The following is a 17002-nucleotide window of genomic DNA, read 5'->3' on the forward strand; positions in this document are numbered from 1 at the left end:
TAAGTGGTTCCTAAGTCCCGAAATGACAATAACTATTGGGAAATGAACGATATCTCCCCATAATTGATCGATATCTAACGGGAAATGAACGATAAATTTGTGAAAATGACCGATAACACGCGGCAACTGACCGATATACGAAAAATCACTGCCCGCCGGCTCAATGAAGCATGAAAAAGCCCTCAGTCAAAAGACTAAGGGCGGAATCTTATTTCGTATAGTTATCAAAGTATCCTTGAATGAAGATAATCGGTGTTCCTTTATCGCCGCTGCCTGATGTCAAATCGGACAAAGAGCCGATGAGGTCAGTCAGTTTACGAGGAGTTGTCCCTTGGGATTCCATCGAGCCGACGAGGTCTTCTTCTTTATTCACAATAAACTCATTGATCGCCTTTTTCAACTCTTCACCGCGTAGATCAGCAAAGTTATTGTCTGCAAGGTATTTCAGTTTGATTTCATTCGGTGTACCGTCAAGACCTGCAGTGTAAGCAGGGGATACGACTGGGTCCGCAAGCTCCCAAATTTTTCCTACAGGATCCTTGAACGCGCCATCACCGTAAATCATGACTTCAACGGTTTTTCCGGTCTTTTCTTTTAATGCAGCTTGGATATTGTCGACGATCGGCTGGCAATTGCGTGGGAAGAGCTTCACGCTATCTTCTGTTGCCTTATTCGAGCCGAGCAGTCCATATGCTTCATTATAACCGCTGCCATCGACAGATTCGGCAAGAATATTATCGAGGCTGTAGATCTTTTCGCCGCCATTCGCTTTCAAAATGCGTTTCGTTCTTTGGCGAGTATGGATATCACAAGTGAGCACGTCTTTCGTGTAGTCAAGAATCGTCTTCGCATTGTTCGAGAAGATGACTTCACATTCCACGCCGTATTCTTCAATGATTGATTTATAATAGTCGATGTAATCGACTCCAGTGAATGTATGTTTATTGTAGCCAAAGTGACTGCGGAATTCTTCTTCATTCAATACGTCCGTCCAAGGGTTGACGCCCTTTTCGTCGAGTGTGTCGATATCGACAAGGTGATTGCCGACTTCATCGGAAGGATAGCTGAGCATCAAAACGATTTTCTTTGCAGCGCCTTTCGCAATTCCGCGGAGACAGATGGCAAATCGGTTACGGCTTAAAATCGGAAAAATAACGCCGATTGTGCTATCGCCGAATTTCGATTGTACGTCTTTTGCAATATGATCGATTGTCGCGTAATTGCCTTGCGCGCGAGCTACGATGGATTCCGTGACTGTGACGATATCTCTGTCATTGATAGTAATTCCTTCGACTTCCGCCGCTTTCAACACGCTATCCACGACGATTTCTTCAATATTGTCCCCTTTATTGATAATTGGGCAACGAAGACCTCTGACAACCGTTCCTACTACTCTTTCCAATGTTATCGCTCCTTATCGGTATTAACTTAACTGACGATCTACTTGTACTATACTACCGTTTGGTGGTATAAGTAAAATTAATATCTCTAATAATGGGTATAAGGGGTGGTTATATGGTTAGTAAATTAGATTTGTACCGCATTTTTTGTGTCGTCGGCAAAAAAGAAAGCTTTTCAGGGGCGGCAAAGGAACTTTTCATGACCCAGCCCGCTATCAGCCAATCGATTATGCAGCTGGAAAAGGAGCTTGATACGCGACTCTTCAACCGGACGCCTAAAGGGGTTACATTAACGAATGAAGGAAGCCTTCTATTGGAGTATGTTAATTCGGCCATCAATTTAATCGAAATTGGGGAGGAAAAGATTGCCGAGTTCAAAAATCTGACGACCGGTGAATTACGGATTGGCGTCGGAGATACTATATCGAAGTACTTTCTTCTGCCCCAACTAGAAGCCTTCCGTACTCGATACCCGAATATCAAATTAAAAATCGAAAATGGCACGACGGATGAACTTATTTCTTTTCTCAAGTCGGGAGAAGTCGATATCGTCGTCTGCAATTTGCCTGTCAGCGACACTTCGTTAAATGTAACGTCTTGTATGGACATCCACGATACGTTCGTCTATGGCGATAAGTACAGAAAGCTGCTTGCGAGGCCGGTCAGCTTCCGGGAGCTCGCCAAGCTGCCACTCATTTTCCTCGAGCCGAGTTCGAATTCGAGAAAATATGTCGAGGAGCATTTCTTATCCGAAGGCGTGAAGATCTCGCCTGAATTTGAACTCGGCTCCCATGACCTTGTCGTTGAGTTTGCAAGGATGAACATGGGGATTGCCTGTGTTACAAGGGAATTTACGAAAGACTATCTGGAAAGTGGAGTCCTTCATGAAGTCCAGTTGACCAAGCAGATTCCACATCGAAGCATCGGCGTCTGTTCATTGAAAAGTGTTCCGCTATCACCGGCTTCGACAAGATTTTGGGAGCTGTTGGTAGGGAAATGAATAAATAGATCTGGATGGCGCTTGCAATTTAGAAAACTACTTTATAATAAAAGTGTGAGTGATAATGAAAAGGGGGAATTAGTAGAATGTTTGCATATAAAATTGACGAGAATACCGAGTTGCGTTTATTGGAACTAAGACATGCCGATCAGCTATTCCAGTTGACCGACAAATCAAGAGAGAGTCTCCGTGAATGGCTGCCGTGGCTTGATTTTACGAGGACAGTTGCGGATTCAAAGAATTTCATCGGTGCCACTTTACAGCAGTTTAGCAGAAATGATGGCTTCCAGGCGGGCATCTGGTATAACGGGGAGCTTGCTGGTGTGATCGGTTTGCATGGCGTTAATTGGTCAAACAAATCGACATCGATCGGCTATTGGCTAGGAACTGGATTCGAAGGCAGGGGTTTGATGACGAAAGCTTGCAAGGCAGTTGTCGACCATTGTTTTAATGAATTAGGACTGAATCGGATTGAAATTCGCACAGCGACTGAAAATGTAAAAAGCGCAGCCATCCCGCAACGTCTCGGCTTCAAACAGGAAGGCCGTTTGGAACAAGCTGAGTGGCTGTATAATAAATTTGTTGATCATTATGTGTTTGGATTGGTGAAAGAGGGCTAAAAAGCGGAGGACAAGCGACGTCCTCCGCTTCATTCTTATATCTCAATAATAAAAGGAAGGATCATCGGCCTTCTTTTCGTTCTTGTATAAAGCAATTTCTCAACTTCTTTCCGGATGGCATGTTTCATGTCGTTACGTCGATAGCGGGTCGATGGCTTCGCTTCCTTGATCGTTGTGACGACCAACTCATTCACTTCTTTGTAAAGCTCATTCGCGTCTCGTTCGTAGACGAAACCGCGTGAAATTGTATCCGGATCTGAAATCATCCGGCCGTCCCTTTTGCTCATCGAAACGACGATGATGAGCATTCCTTCCTCGGATAGCAATTTGCGATCGCGCAATACGACTTTTCCGACATCCCCAATGCCTAGCCCGTCCACAAAGACATTGCCGGCTTCCACATGCCTCGTTTGGCGTGCGACTCCGTTTTCAATGTCCACGACATCGCCGTTATTCAATATGAAAATATTTTCCCTTTCCACACCTACCGACTCCGCCATTTCCTTATGCAGCTGCAGCATGCGATATTCACCGTGGATTGGTATGAAATAGGTTGGTTTCATCAATGTCAGCATTAGTTTTAACTCTTCGCGGTACGCATGTCCGGAAACATGCATGCCGGATGCTCCGCCTGTCCCGTAAATAACATTGGCTCCGAGACGATACAGATTATCGATAATGCGCGACACGCTTTTTTCATTCCCTGGTATCGGGCTGGAAGCGAAAATGACTGTATCTCCGGGCAGGACGGATACTTGCCGAAAATTATTGGTCGATAGACGCGATAATGCTGCCATTGGCTCGCCTTGGCTGCCTGTACAAATGATAACGACGTTTTCAGGGTCCATCTGATCGACTTCCTGCGGTTCGATTAGCATCCCTTCGGGCATCTTCAAATACCCGAGCTCCTCGGCGACCGATACGACGTTTACCATGCTTCTGCCGAGCAAGGCAATTTTCCGGTTCGTCATTTGCGCGGCTTCGATGATTTGCTGAATTCGATGGACATTCGAGGCGAACGTCGAGATGAATATTTTACCTTCCGCTTTCCGAAAGGCATCCGCAATATGCCCGCCTACAACCCGTTCGGATTGCGAAAAGCCGTGACGTTCCGCATTCGTGCTTTCGGATAATAAAAGCAAGACACCCTTTTTCCCGAGTTCAGCCATCTTATGAACATCCGCATATTCATCGTTCACAGGCGTTAAGTCAAACTTGAAATCGCCCGTGTGCACGACCATTCCTTCAGGTGTTTCAAATGCGATGCCAAGACAATCGGGAATGCTGTGATTCGTTTTGAAGAAAGTGGCGGACATTGCACCGAGATCAATCGTCGAATCTCCGTTGATTAATGTAAGCTTCGTTTCTCGAAGTAGGCCATGCTCTTTTAATCTTAACTCGATCAGTCCGAGTGTCAGCCTTGTCGCATAGACAGGAACGTTCAATTGTTTGAGAAAATACGGAATGCCGCCAATATGGTCCTCATGACCATGAGTGACAATAAGTGCACGAACGTTTTCCCGATGTTCCTTTAAGTAGGAAACGTCTTGGATGATGAGGTCGACGCCCAGTAAATTCTCATCCGGAAATTTAGAACCGCAATCGATGACGACGATATCGTTTTCATATTGAATGACGTACATATTTTTCCCGATTTCATTAATGCCGCCTAACGCAAAAACCGCTAATTTTGTGTCCACAACGATGTCCTCCCACACTAATAATGAAAAAAGGGCTGTCCCGTCATATCGACAGAGACAGCCTTTACTCCGAAAGTAGGATTCGAACCTACGGCCTATCGGTTAACAGCCGATTGCTCCACCGCTGAGCTATTTCGGAAAGATAGTAGCACACCTATCATGTGCAAAATTCGGAGGTTTATTCACGTTGATTTCAAAAAAAATGGACAGCAGAAAGTTATCTATTGAATAGACGAAGTAATCCATCGAATAAAGGGAGTTATCTATTGAATAGCTGCAGGTATCTATCGAATAAAAGAAATTATCTATTGAATACCGGAAGTTATCACCAAATCGTGACTTAAGCACCCAAAAAGCACCTCCAATCTGAATCAGAGGTGCTCATAAGGCTAGATTAATTCTTATCTAATCGTAAAAGAACGTTGAAGCCGAAGAAAAGAACGCCTAGCACAGTCATCACGCCGCCTAACATTGCAAACAGGAAGAAAATTTCTGGCCCTCCAAGTATAGCTGTCGCAATGCTGATCATCATAATTGGCAAACCGATATTATGAAGCCAAAAGTGAGCTCTTGCCAAGCCGGACTCTACCAATCTCGGATAGAGATGATAAAATACCCCTGCCAATGCTAGCGAAACCCATCCGACCAAATTCAAATGAACGTGCACAGATGTTAATGTAAATACATGCGTGAATGACATATATAAACCGAAAGAAATGCCGATCATGAAATAAACGACAGAGATCTTCATTAAGGTTTTTCCCATTTCCCCACACCTCCTTCCAACATAGAAATCTTTCTATAATATTCTATGTTGGACATTCATTTTGAAATGAGGGAGTGGGGAGGAGAATTTTTACATGTGCCATCGTCCGAATCGATTAGTTTACTTCGCTGGTACTCCGTTGATGCCAATAGATGGTTTCTTTTGAGGTGCCAGGGCGTCTTCGGTATCCATCACTTCTGAGGCAATGGTTTTGCCTAACATATACATCTCCGTTTCTTCCTGAGACAAGCTATTGTACCGCTTTTGCATGACTGCATAAAAGCCACCGCCTACAATGGCCCAAATGAGCAGCATGACATAAGACGGCATAGACAAAGCGGCGGGAGATATTGGGATGAGAAGAAGAGCCAGGAAGGCTGAACTTGCCATAATGCCAATCAACGCTAGAGCCTTTTTAACTGGAGCAATCTCCCTTCCGGCCGGTTCCTGCTTCCACGCTAAAATTTTATACGCAGCGAGACAGGTGAATAGGTAGGCAACAGAAACACCCGTCGATGACATGTCTACTATCCATGACAGTGCCTGCCGGCCGAACCATGGCATAGGCAAAGTGATGAACGCGACGAACCAGATTCCCCATATCGGTGTTTGTTTTTTCTTCGTGATTACACGAAATACATTCGGCAACGCACGGGCACGAGCCATCGAAAAGAGTAGACGGCTTGCGGACATATAGAAACCGTTGAGTCCTGTGAAAATCCCCATAATAATTGCAATTGCCATAACGACTAATCCGATCAATCCAAGAGCGGAAACAACGATATCCCCAGTCAGCCATAGATTGCTTTCACCGGTAGCCGAGAAATCCGGAAATGTCCAGGCGGTCAAACCGATCATAATGGCGTAAATCAATGCAGAGGTGAATAAAGATGCAACAATAAGCATTGTTGCTTTTCGTGGAGAAAATTTAAATTCCTCTGCTGCTTGCGGAACGTTATCAAATCCTACATAGGCCCATGGCGCGATTGCCACAATCACGAGGATAGAAGTGAGAATCGATTGATTGCCATTGAAATAAGGCTTAAGATTTTGGAGCGGCTGATCCGCGACTCCAAATGTGAACACGCCTAAAATGACAACACCGCCGATCAGTAAAAGGCTAAAGTAAAATTGAATTTGTCCGGATACACTTGTCCCCGTCGAATTAATGAAGGCAAACAATAGGATAAGTGCTGATGCAATAATAATTTCGGGTGCATAAACATCCCAGCCAGCGATGGAATATAGATAATGCTGGTTCATAAAATCAGGGGCGAGAAACTTTAGCAATAGCGTGAAGGCGGATGCATTCAATGCGACAATTGAAAGATAGCCGAGCGATAAAAACCATCCGCAAATAAAGGCCCATACCTTTCCTGCGGCGATGAATGCATATGTAAATCCGCCGCCTGATACGGGGAATTTTTTAATCATGACGCCATAGCTGGAAGCAATCACCATCATAAGCAATGCGCCAATGAAAAGGCCGATCATCGCACCGAGCGGGCCTGATTCTTTGATCCAATCACCGGGTAGAATGAAAGCCCCCAGCCGACCGATGATCCAAGTGCAATTGCAAACACCCAAGACGGTTTCAATGTCTTCTTCAACTTTCTCCTGCTACTATATGGCTCTGAACTTTCCATCATAATGTCCCCCTAACTAACTAGCTAATTACGTACCCTTTCCCTATTCTGAAATAGTGAAACTATATAATACTCAGAATTTTACATCCGTCCTGACCGAATGATTGTGTAGATGAGGAATAGGAACATGAGAGATGCGATGATCGAACCGGCTTCAATAATAGGGAACTGCCACAGCAAATTCGTTTGGCCTGCAATGGCGGAACCGATGATGAGGCCGACCATTAAAATACTGAAGGACAGCAGGATGATGCTGAATGAAAGACGATTGCTGATCCGGTCAAGCCTGCCAAGAAAGACTTGTACCTGCTGTACATTAATGTCCAGTTGGAGCTTCCCTTTTCGGATTGTCGTCGTAATTGCTTTCAAATCTTTCGGTAGATTTGTAAGGATTTCAATATTTTCAACAAAGTCTTTCCATGAATTCTCCAGTAGGTTTTTCGGATTATAACGCTCCCACATCAATCTCTTTCCAAAGGGTTCCACCGCTTCCATGATGCTCAACTCTGGATCCAGCTTCGCAATGAGCCCTTCAAGTGTTAGAATCGCTTTGCCTAAAATTGAAATTTCCGAAGGGATAATAATATGGTGGCGATAGGCGACCTGAAAAAGTTCGACAAAAATCGACCCTAGACTCACTTCATTCAATGAGACATCATAATACCTCGTTTGAAGATCATCCACGTCCCTTGTAAATGCCCGCATATCGGTATTTTCTGAAAGAATTCCCATAGCAGAAAAAGTGTCTATCATGTCTTCTGTACTTCCATCACGCAAATGGATGAGAAGTGTCGCGAAATGGTATTTCAATTCATTATCGAGCCTGCCGACCATGCCAAAATCCAAATACGATACAACGTTTTCGGGGAGAATGTAAATATTCCCGGGGTGAGGATCGCCGTGGAAAAAACCTTCGTCTAGGATTTGATGGAACATCGAATCGACGATACGTCGGGCAATCAATTTTCGATCATATCCCCCGGTGTCCAGTTTTTCTAAATCATTCACTTTTACGCCGTGAACCATTTCCATCGTTAACACCTTATCCGTCGAAAAATCCCAATAGACTTGCGGGATATGAACATATGGGTCCTCCTCGAATTGTTTTGCAATCCTTTCGCTATTGCGCCCTTCTACACGGTAATCGAGTTCATCTTCCAATGACCTCGAAAATTCGATGATCATATCGCGAAGATGGTACGTTTTTGCCCAATCTGTATTATCTTCGAGAAAGCGCGCTAAATCGCTTAATATGGACAGATCCGTTTCTACATTGGGCCGGATGTCAGGTCGCTGCACTTTGACAGCCACTTTTTCCCCGCTTGGCAAGTGGGCGATATGCACTTGGCCAATGGAGGCAGAAGCTAATGGCTCTTCTTCAAAATGGCTGAATAGGCGTTCAAGAGGCTCTTCCAATTCAGCCTCAACAATTTCACGGACCTTACTGAACGGAAAAGAAGCAACATGATCCTGTAATTTTTCAAGCTCAAAAGCGATTTCCGGCGGAACAAGATCCCTCCGCGAGCTTGCAATCTGTCCAAGCTTAATAAAGGTCGGTCCCAATTCCTGCAAGGCATGCCGAAGTTTGACCCCCGCATCTTGCATATTCATTTCGCTACCGCTGTCAGTAGAAGAGGCTCGATTCGTTAGTCCCAACCGGAAAAGAAAATGGCTGAATCCATTCCGTAGAAATACATTAATAATCTCTTGAAACCGTTTCGTATGCCGGATGCGTATCTTTAACAAATCCATTCCTCCAAATCTATGTCGGTCTTTTGCCTATCTATATACCCTTTTATGAATAAGGATAGCCATATAATTTTTATGGTAGGAAGTGTTACACTTAATAGACTTCATATAAAAAAGCAGGGATTGAATTGGACATATTATTATTCTTCGCAATCATACTACTTGCCTCCATCCTGCAGACAGGGACGGGATTCGGCTTCTCCATCGTTGCAACGCCGTTTCTATTGCTATTATTCGATGCAAGGGATGCCATCCAAATCAATCTCCTCTTATCACTTGTCATCTCATTAGCAATGTATCGCAAAGTGAAGACGGATATTGATAGGAGAGTGATGAAGCGATTTATTCTAGGCAGCCTAATCGGTTTGCCCCTTGGCATTATCGTATTCCTTCTCGTCGATATTCCGAAATTGAAGCTTGGCATTGGCATCATCATTCTTCTATTGACCGCTTTAATGCTTCTCAAGCTACGAATTAAGCAAAAGCCGAACAGGGACGTCGTCATCGGTGGACTTTCCGGTTCATTGACAACGAGCATCGGCATGCCAGGACCGCCACTGCTGCTCTATTTCTCGGGCACGGATACGGCAAAGGAAACGTTGCGCGGCACGACGCTCGTCTATTATTTATTCATCTATTCGATTAGCTTGGTCATTCAAATTGTTTTCGCCGGTACAAGCATGACAGTATGGAAATCCAGTCTGTTTGCGCTGCCACTCGTTTGGCTCGGTCTCTACGCGGGCCAGTATTTATTCCTAAAGGTTAATCAAACCGGTTTCCGCATTTTCATGTATATTATCTTATTTTTTACGGGGTTTTATTTACTAGGAAGCAGCTAAAAGAATCCGATGCAGAACGCCAAGAAACCAATAAGAAAAGGGCTGGCACATGGCCAGCCCTTCATTTATCAATAAACCTTATCTCCATTGAAGATGGAATTCTTTACAACGACATAGTCAACTGTACGGATCGCATCCAATTTCGTTCCACCTGCGTATGAAATAGACGATTGAAGATCCTGTTTCATTTCAGTTAATGTGTCCTGCAGTTTACCTTTGTATTCCACATGCATTTTCTTGCCTTCGACGTTTTTCTTTTCGCCTTTTTGGAATTCCGAAGCGGAGCCGAAATACTCTTTGTACAGCTTGCCATCCACTTCAATCGTCCTGCCTGGCGATTCTTCATGTCCAGCGAAAAGAGAACCGATCATGACCATGGATGCGCCAAAGCGAACAGATTTCGCAATGTCGCCATGTGTACGGATGCCACCGTCAGCAATTATTGGTTTTGAAGCAGCTTTTGCACACCAGCGAAGCGCCGCTAGCTGCCAACCGCCAGTCCCGAAACCTGTTTTAATCTTTGTAATACAAACTTTACCTGGTCCGATACCTACTTTAGTAGCGTCAGCACCAGCATTCTCAAGCTCACGAACCGCTTCCGGCGTACCGACATTACCAGCAATTACAAATGTCTCTGGAAGATGCTTTTTTAAATGCTTAATCATATTGATGACTGCATTGGAATGACCATGCGCGATGTCGATTGTTACGTAATCAGGGATAAGCTGGTCTGCAGCCAACTGTTCAACGAATCCGTACTCTTCCTCTTTTACACCGACGCTGATTGATGCGATTAAACCACGCGTATGCATATCTTTGATGAAGTCAGCGCGAGTTTCAGGATTGAAACGGTGCATGATGTAGAAATAACCGCTCTCTGCCAATTGGATGGCGATCTTTTCATCGATGATCGTCTGCATGTTTGCAGGGACGACGGGCAATGCAAATTTATGTTTACCAAACGTAACAGAAGTGTCACATTCTGAGCGACTATTGACAATACATTTAGCGGGGATCAATTGAATATCTTCATAATCAAATACTGTATCCATACATTACACTCCTAAAGGCGAATGATATTTTTTATTTCAATGTAAATGTTCGTACTTTTGTAATTTACATCATATTTGTCTTTTCGTCAACTCAAAAAGTAAGATATATTCCAACATAAGGGTGCTCGACAAGTATATAGATGATATGATTGAGCAAGGTTTTAAAATACGGAGAGGGAGATCGTTCTCGTTGAGGTTGTCATTAAAATATTTAATCGGGCTAGTGGCATTCTTATCAGTATTATTGACATTGACGGCTAGCATCATATCAGGATATCAGGCGGAACAGCAATCTTTGGTTGCGAGTACATTGGAGACAAATCGTGCGTATGCGTTGAAAATGGCTCAATCGACGGAGTCATATTTGGAGATGACGCTGCAATCATTGGAAGCAAGCGCTCAGCAAATTGCGCCTTTTATAGGTAAAGAAAATGTCGAAGAGAAATTATTATCCGAAGTGAGTCGGATGAAAAAACAGACGAACACATTCAATTCAGTATTAATTGTTGATAAAAATGGGGAAATTTTAGCTATATCGCCTGAGACTTTGGCTTTAAAAGGGAAAATGTTAAATTCGGAAGGCGGACAAGAAGCGCTAAAGAAGCGTGGCGCGTTCATCTCACAGCCCTATTTCGGACTGACGGGGCGCTTGATCATATTCCTGTCATTTCCGGTCTTTGATAGTGAAGGTGATTATCTCGGCCTTGTCGGGGGAACGGTTTATTTGAAAGAGGAAAATATTCTCCAAGAAGTATTGGGCGAACATTTTTACAAAGACGGTTCCTATGTATACGTTGTCGATGAAAGCGGGCGGATCATTTATCACCAAGATCCAGGCCGCGTAAATGATATCGTGTTGGAAAATGCCGTCGTCCAGCAATTAATAGCAGGCAAGAGCGGTTCGATGGAAGTGGTGAATACGAAAGGCGTTGATATGCTGGCGGGCTATGCGACGATTCCGATAGCTAATTGGGGCGTTGTGTCCCAGCGATCAAAGGAAGTCGCCCTAGCACCATCCGTCAATATGATAAGGGAAATGATTTGGAAAACAGCCCCAATGATACTCTTCTCACTCCTGATCGTCTTTTTGTTATCCAAACATATTGCACAGCCATTGACAAGGCTTGCTACTTTCGCAGAGTCCAGCACTGCTAGCAATCATGGAGGGAAAATCAATGACGTACACGCTTGGTATTACGAAGCAATCCAGTTGAAAAAAGCAATGAATTATAGTTTGAGTTTCTTTATTCAACAATCAACGATCGACCCATTGACTAAGCTGATGAACCGCAGGGCAATGGATGCATATTTAGAGAAATGGACAGAGCAAGGTCATCCTTTTGCTTTGCTCATCTTTGATATTGATAAGTTCAAGCGTGTCAATGATACATATGGACATGCGATGGGGGACGAAGTGTTAAAATACTTGGCAGCTTCTGTATTAGAAGTCGCCCGTAAAGAGGATGTATGCTGCCGCTTCGGCGGAGAGGAATTTGTCATGTTGTTGCCGAATACAAATCGGCATGAAGCTTACCAAATGGCAGAACAACTACGTAAAAAGCTGGAAAGTACAGTCAGTCCTTGTGGGGAAGTAGTGACGATTTCTATCGGGAGCGCGATATTCCCTGAAGATCGATCACGACCAGCGGAACTGTTGGAGTTGGCGGACCAATGCCTGTACGAAGCGAAACGGACAGGGCGAAACCGTACGATTGACTGTGCATCACTAACTATATGAAAGCATTAGGAGGGCACAATCATGCAATATTCGAAAACGAAAATGGAACAGCTCGTAAAAAACAATGCAGAGTTGACGCAACGGCTGAAACATATCATGAAGGAACATGAATTGGAAAAGAGTTTTGCCTTAAAGGCACTGTATCACGCTGAGGTGAAAGAAAGCGGCAGATTCATGAAGGACTATCAGGAGCTTTAATAGAAAGAGCGAAAGAACGGCAGCGTCCAGAGAGCGTTGTCGTTTTCTTGTAAGTTGGATGGGGAGTGGATGTAATGAAAGATGAGAGAATCGAACGTATTGTAGGCTGCATGGCAACCATCGTTGGGGATAATGAAGTACAGCGTACCCAGACGAAGCATCGGCTTGCACTAGTGGATGCATGGGGAATCCAAGAAGGAAGCCGAGTGCTTGAAATCGGCTGTGGTCAAGGGGATACGACCGCTGCCTTGGCGTATGCAGTAGGGGAAAAGGGGTTCGTACATGGAATCGATATTGCACCATCAACATATGGCGGGCCGATTACGCTCGGAGATGCACGAAGCCATTTGTTGAATTCACCGTTGGGCGATAGAGTGCAAATTGATTTTGAAGTAGATGTCCTTTCGGATGAAGTTGATTTTTCGCCAATGTCATTTGACTATATCGTCTTTTCGCATTGCGCGTTCTATTTACAATCGGAGGAAGAGTTTAAGGCTATTTTAATGAAGGCCCGCAAATGGGGAAAGCGGTTATGTTTTGCAGAATGGGATACGCGCATTCAAACGATAGAACAATATCCTCATCTTTTAGCTGTCCTTATCCAATCGCATTATGAATGCTTTAAAGAAGGCAGCCAATCGAACGTAAGGACTTTATTTACGCCTGCCGATAGCTTGCGGATTGCAAAGGAAGCCGGTTGGAAAATAGCACTGGACCAAATTATTCAATCGCCTGATTTGCAAGATGGTCAATGGGAAGTTGAGATGACACTGGGCGAATATGCAGGGGAAATCAATGATTTAGAAGTGCCGAATAAATTAAAAGCGCTTCTCCATTCTGAATTGGCGCTACTAAAAGAGGCGTATAGTAAGAAAACGATTCAACCGTTATTTGTATTCGCCTTCATTGGTGAATGATGCAAAGCTATTGTATAAAACCAGTGACACAGCGAATTGATGTGTCACTGGTTTTTTTATGCTAATAATATCAATTGTACTATTTTGAATTCTGCATCTACTTTGTTGATTAATATGTACATATATGATAAAAAATCTCCTTCAGTGATAAAATAGAAAATGTAAAACTTGTTCCTGAAAGGAGACAAGCAGATTGAGTATCCAACTAACACAAAATAAGATCATAGATCTGTGCGGCTCCGTTTCATTCAGACGGGGTGAGATGTTTAACCGTGCAGGAAAAGTGAACTTTATCCAATATAGAGACGACTATTGTGAAGCGACTGTTGCAGGGAAGGATGACTTCCATGTCACCGTCGACCTTTCAAATGGGAAGCTTCAAACGGAGTGCGATTGTCCGGTCTTGCCGTTTTATAAATATAAATGCCAGCATGTCGCGGCTGTTTTGATAGCGATAATGGAACGCGAAGGGACTGGGAGACCGGAAGTTGAGCCGGATTTGACGGAAGGGCTGCTATCTCTTTTTAACGGTCAACCTCGTACGAGCGGGCATCAGCTTCATTTCGAAAATAGGGAAGTGCTGGAGCTGCTGTTTACGGTAAAGCCCGTTGCCACGGGAAAACAACATATGCTCGGCATCGAGCTTGCAGTCGCAGGAATTCATGTGGAGGATATCCGACAGTTTTTGAAAGATGTTAATGAAGGTCAGGCAAGTCGGCTAACATCTGCATTCACTTTCGATTCCCAGCTTCATTGCTTCGTTATTGAAGCGGATGCCGTTCTGCAGCAACTTATCGGCCTTAATAATGAAGAGAGGGCGTTTCGGCACCATTCTGTCAGCCCCGCTACATTGCTCATTCCGCCATCCTTATGGAATAGACTTCTGCCGATTTTGAATGAAGCATCGGGTGTTGTATTGGAATGTGACGGTACAATAAGGGACTTTCACATAGCTGAAGAAACTTTGCCCATCAAATTTCATTTCGAAAAAAAGCCTGAAAAGGGACATACACTGACAATCGACGGGTTGGAACGTGTCCATGTTTTACAGTCTTATGAACTTGTTCTTTGCAACGGGCAATTATTTCAGTTGAGCGGTGAAGACTGCAAACGCCTCGCAGATCTCCAACAAATGATTGCAACGTCAGGAACCCGTCAGTTGCCGATTTCGAATGAGCAGATCGGCTTTTTCATCGAAAAGGTCGTCCCAGGTTTGCGGAGGATTGGCGAAGTCCATCTCGATGAAACTGTGCTGGATCAGCTTGTAAAATCACCGTTGAAGGCGAAATTATATATCGATCGGGTGAATAACCGATTGCTTGCGAGTCTCGAATTCCAATATGAACAGATCGTCATGAACCCTGTAACAGAAAGGGATTTGCCGGCAGGCTCCTTGCTAGTTCGCGACTTGGAAAAGGAAGAGGCAATTCTTCAGTTAATGGAAGAAAGTTCATTTGCAACGACTGATGAAGGTTATATAATACACAACGAAGAACTGGAATATGAATTTCTCCACCATATCCTCCCGAAGCTCCAAAAACTTGTTCAAGTGTATGCAACGACAGCGATTAGGAACCGGGTTTTCAGAGGAAGTGCGCGTCCGCGAATCCGGGTGAAGGCATATGAGGACCGAACGAATTGGCTTGAATTCAAATTCGATATGGATGGCATCCCCGATAAGCAAATACGAGAAATCCTTGAAGCGCTGGAGGAAAAACGGAAGTATTACCGTTTGCGGAATGGCGCTCTTCTTTCATTGGAAACAAAGGAATTTGAGGAAATCCAACGGTTTTTGAATGAAATTCCCGATGGTCTTGATGCCTTGGAGAAAGGGTTGAACATTACGATGGTGCGCGGAATCCGTTTCTTGGATGCAGTCGGCGACGATGAAATGTTTTCCGTCGAGGACTCCGCCCGTGAGTTTTTTGACCGTCTACTGAAGCCCGGCAATTACGCGGAAGTACCAGAGGCGTTGGAAACGGTATTGCGCGATTATCAAAAAATAGGTTTTCAATGGTTGAAAACGATCGCAGGCTTCGGCGTGGGGGGCGTGCTTGCGGATGATATGGGACTCGGCAAGACTTTGCAGAGCATTGCGTTCATCCAGTCAGTGCTTCCCGAAATTCGCGAGAAAAAACGGCAAGTCTTAATCGTCTGTCCCTCTTCCTTAACGTATAACTGGCTGAGTGAATTTCGGAAATTCACGCCTGACATTAACGCGGTGGTCATGGACGGGTCGAAAAAGGAGAGGGCAGAGAGGCAGAACGACGTGGAGAATAAGGATGTGTTGATAACGTCCTATCCGTTGATTCGCCGGGATATCCATTGGTTTGAGAAACAAGATTTCCTGACCATCTTTTTTGACGAAGCGCAGGAGTTCAAAAATCCGTTTACGCAAACGGCGCGAGCAGTGAAAAGATTGCAGGCGGATACACGTTTTGCATTAACCGGAACGCCGATCGAAAATTCAGAGGAAGAACTTTGGTCCATCTTTCACGTCATATTTCCTGAACTGTTCATGGGGTTGCAGGAGTTTAGTGAACTTACTCCAAAAGCGATATCCCGCCGCGTCCGCCCATTTTTGCTGCGGCGGATGAAAGAGGATGTCCTCGCAGAGTTGCCGAATAAGGTAGAAACGATGGAATCTGCGGAATTACTTCCTGAACAGAAAAAGCTTTATGCCGCCTATTTGGCAAAGCTTCGCCATGATACATTAAGACATTTGGATAAGGACACAATCCGACGGAATAAAATTAGAATCCTTGCAGGAATAACGCGGCTGCGGCAAATTTGTTGTCACCCGGCTTTGTTCGTAGATGGGTACAAAGGCAGTTCAGCGAAGTTTGAACAATTAAAGCAACTGATTCAAGAATCGAAGCTGGCAGGGAGAAGAGTATTGATCTTTTCGCAGTTCACAAAGATGCTCGGTATCATCGGCAAGGAGTTGGCAATGAACGGAACGCCATTCTTTTATTTGGACGGCCAAACGCCTTCTGAGGAACGATTGGAATTATGCAATCGATTCAATGCAGGAGAGCGCGATATTTTTCTCATTTCATTGAAAGCAGGAGGAGCCGGTCTCAATTTGACAGGTGCTGATACGGTCATTCTCTATGATCTTTGGTGGAATCCGGCTGTTGAAGAGCAAGCTGCAGACCGTGCTCACCGTATCGGTCAAAAGCAAACCGTTCAAGTGATCAAGCTCGTCGCACGCGGCACGATTGAAGAAAAAATGAATGATTTGCAAGAGAAGAAGAGGAATCTAATTGAGGAGATCATCGATTCGAAGGATGCTGCGAACACGACATTGACCGAGGATGACATACGCGAACTATTGGAAATATAGAAGTATAGTGGCAGTAAAGGCAACGGATACT

13 protein-coding genes and 1 tRNA gene are annotated in these 17002 nt (G+C 44.4%); 7 read left to right on the top strand and 7 right to left on the bottom strand.

What is annotated here, in order from left to right:
* Positions 1-208: 208 nt before the first annotated feature.
* A complete protein-coding gene (locus ACR65H_RS03360) occupies positions 209-1402 on the bottom strand; it encodes a coenzyme F420-0:L-glutamate ligase (RefSeq protein WP_440498674.1) in 1194 nt (397 codons plus the stop codon).
* A gap of 113 nt (positions 1403-1515) precedes the next feature.
* On the opposite strand from ACR65H_RS03360, the gene ACR65H_RS03365 reads away from it, so the two are divergent.
* Both ACR65H_RS03365 and ACR65H_RS03370 read left to right on the top strand, forming a co-directional pair.
* Complete coding sequence (locus ACR65H_RS03365; RefSeq protein WP_440498675.1) at positions 1516-2400, top strand: LysR family transcriptional regulator; 885 nt, start codon at positions 1516-1518, stop codon at positions 2398-2400.
* Positions 2401-2486: 86 nt separating this feature from the next.
* On the top strand, positions 2487-3020 hold the full coding sequence (locus ACR65H_RS03370; RefSeq protein WP_440498677.1) for a GNAT family N-acetyltransferase: 534 nt from the start codon (positions 2487-2489) through the stop codon (positions 3018-3020).
* Between the two features lie 35 nt (positions 3021-3055).
* Here the strand turns inward: ACR65H_RS03370 and ACR65H_RS03375 are convergent, their stop codons facing one another.
* From ACR65H_RS03375 to ACR65H_RS03395, 5 genes are all read right to left on the bottom strand, one after another.
* Positions 3056-4663, bottom strand: a complete 1608-nt coding sequence (locus ACR65H_RS03375) for a ribonuclease J (protein ID WP_440499199.1) — start codon at positions 4661-4663, stop codon at positions 3056-3058.
* 124 nt (positions 4664-4787) lie between these two features.
* Positions 4788-4859 (bottom strand) — tRNA-Asn (locus tag ACR65H_RS03380).
* Between the two features lie 255 nt (positions 4860-5114).
* Entirely contained in the window at positions 5115-5486 is a 372-nt protein-coding gene (locus ACR65H_RS03385; protein WP_440498678.1) for a cytochrome-c oxidase, read from the bottom strand.
* Between the two features lie 120 nt (positions 5487-5606).
* On the bottom strand, positions 5607-7073 hold the full coding sequence (locus ACR65H_RS03390) for an APC family permease (protein WP_440498679.1): 1467 nt from the start codon (positions 7071-7073) through the stop codon (positions 5607-5609).
* Between the two features lie 140 nt (positions 7074-7213).
* Positions 7214-8884, bottom strand: coding sequence for an ABC1 kinase family protein (locus ACR65H_RS03395; RefSeq protein ID WP_440498681.1), 1671 nt, complete (start codon positions 8882-8884; stop codon positions 7214-7216).
* Positions 8885-9009: 125 nt separating this feature from the next.
* Here ACR65H_RS03395 and ACR65H_RS03400 point away from each other — a divergent pair, with 125 nt between their 5' ends.
* Positions 9010-9720, top strand: coding sequence for a sulfite exporter TauE/SafE family protein (locus ACR65H_RS03400; RefSeq protein WP_440498683.1), 711 nt, complete (start codon positions 9010-9012; stop codon positions 9718-9720).
* Between the two features lie 68 nt (positions 9721-9788).
* Here the strand turns inward: ACR65H_RS03400 and guaC are convergent, their stop codons facing one another.
* Positions 9789-10772 (bottom strand): GMP reductase, encoded by a 984-nt coding sequence (guaC, locus tag ACR65H_RS03405; protein WP_440498685.1) that lies wholly within the window; start codon positions 10770-10772, stop codon positions 9789-9791.
* Between the two features lie 190 nt (positions 10773-10962).
* Between guaC and ACR65H_RS03410 the strand changes: the two genes are divergently transcribed.
* The 4 genes from ACR65H_RS03410 (at position 10963) to ACR65H_RS03425 (ending at position 16971) form a co-directional block, all read left to right on the top strand.
* Entirely contained in the window at positions 10963-12510 is a 1548-nt protein-coding gene (locus ACR65H_RS03410; protein WP_440498687.1) for a sensor domain-containing diguanylate cyclase, read from the top strand.
* 21 nt (positions 12511-12531) lie between these two features.
* Positions 12532-12708: a hypothetical protein gene (locus ACR65H_RS03415; protein ID WP_440498688.1), complete on the top strand. Its 177-nt coding sequence runs from the start codon at positions 12532-12534 to the stop codon at positions 12706-12708.
* A gap of 74 nt (positions 12709-12782) precedes the next feature.
* Positions 12783-13625 carry a class I SAM-dependent methyltransferase gene (locus ACR65H_RS03420; RefSeq protein ID WP_440498690.1) on the top strand — a complete coding sequence of 281 codons (843 nt, stop codon included), beginning with the start codon at positions 12783-12785 and terminating at the stop codon, positions 13623-13625.
* A 193-nt stretch (positions 13626-13818) separates the two neighbouring features.
* A complete protein-coding gene (locus ACR65H_RS03425; RefSeq protein ID WP_440498692.1) occupies positions 13819-16971 on the top strand; it encodes a DEAD/DEAH box helicase in 3153 nt (1050 codons plus the stop codon).
* Positions 16972-17002 lie beyond the last annotated feature (31 nt).

It is taken from the genome of Sporosarcina sp. SAFN-015, from assembly GCF_059415085.1.

Excerpts from the sequence above, each read along its gene's own strand:
- ACR65H_RS03370 (WP_440498677.1), top strand. The coding sequence starts at position 2,487 with ATGTTTGCATATAAAATTGACGAGAATACCGAGTTGCGTTTATTGGAA.
- ACR65H_RS03385 (WP_440498678.1), bottom strand. The coding sequence starts at position 5,486 with ATGGGAAAAACCTTAATGAAGATCTCTGTCGTTTATTTCATGATCGGC.
- ACR65H_RS03420 (WP_440498690.1), top strand. The coding sequence starts at position 12,783 with ATGAAAGATGAGAGAATCGAACGTATTGTAGGCTGCATGGCAACCATC.
- ACR65H_RS03365 (WP_440498675.1), top strand. The coding sequence starts at position 1,516 with ATGGTTAGTAAATTAGATTTGTACCGCATTTTTTGTGTCGTCGGCAAA.
- ACR65H_RS03415 (WP_440498688.1), top strand. The coding sequence starts at position 12,532 with ATGCAATATTCGAAAACGAAAATGGAACAGCTCGTAAAAAACAATGCA.
- ACR65H_RS03375 (WP_440499199.1), bottom strand. The coding sequence starts at position 4,663 with ATGTACGTCATTCAATATGAAAACGATATCGTCGTCATCGATTGCGGT.
- guaC (WP_440498685.1), bottom strand. The coding sequence starts at position 10,772 with ATGGATACAGTATTTGATTATGAAGATATTCAATTGATCCCCGCTAAA.
- ACR65H_RS03395 (WP_440498681.1), bottom strand. The coding sequence starts at position 8,884 with ATGGATTTGTTAAAGATACGCATCCGGCATACGAAACGGTTTCAAGAG.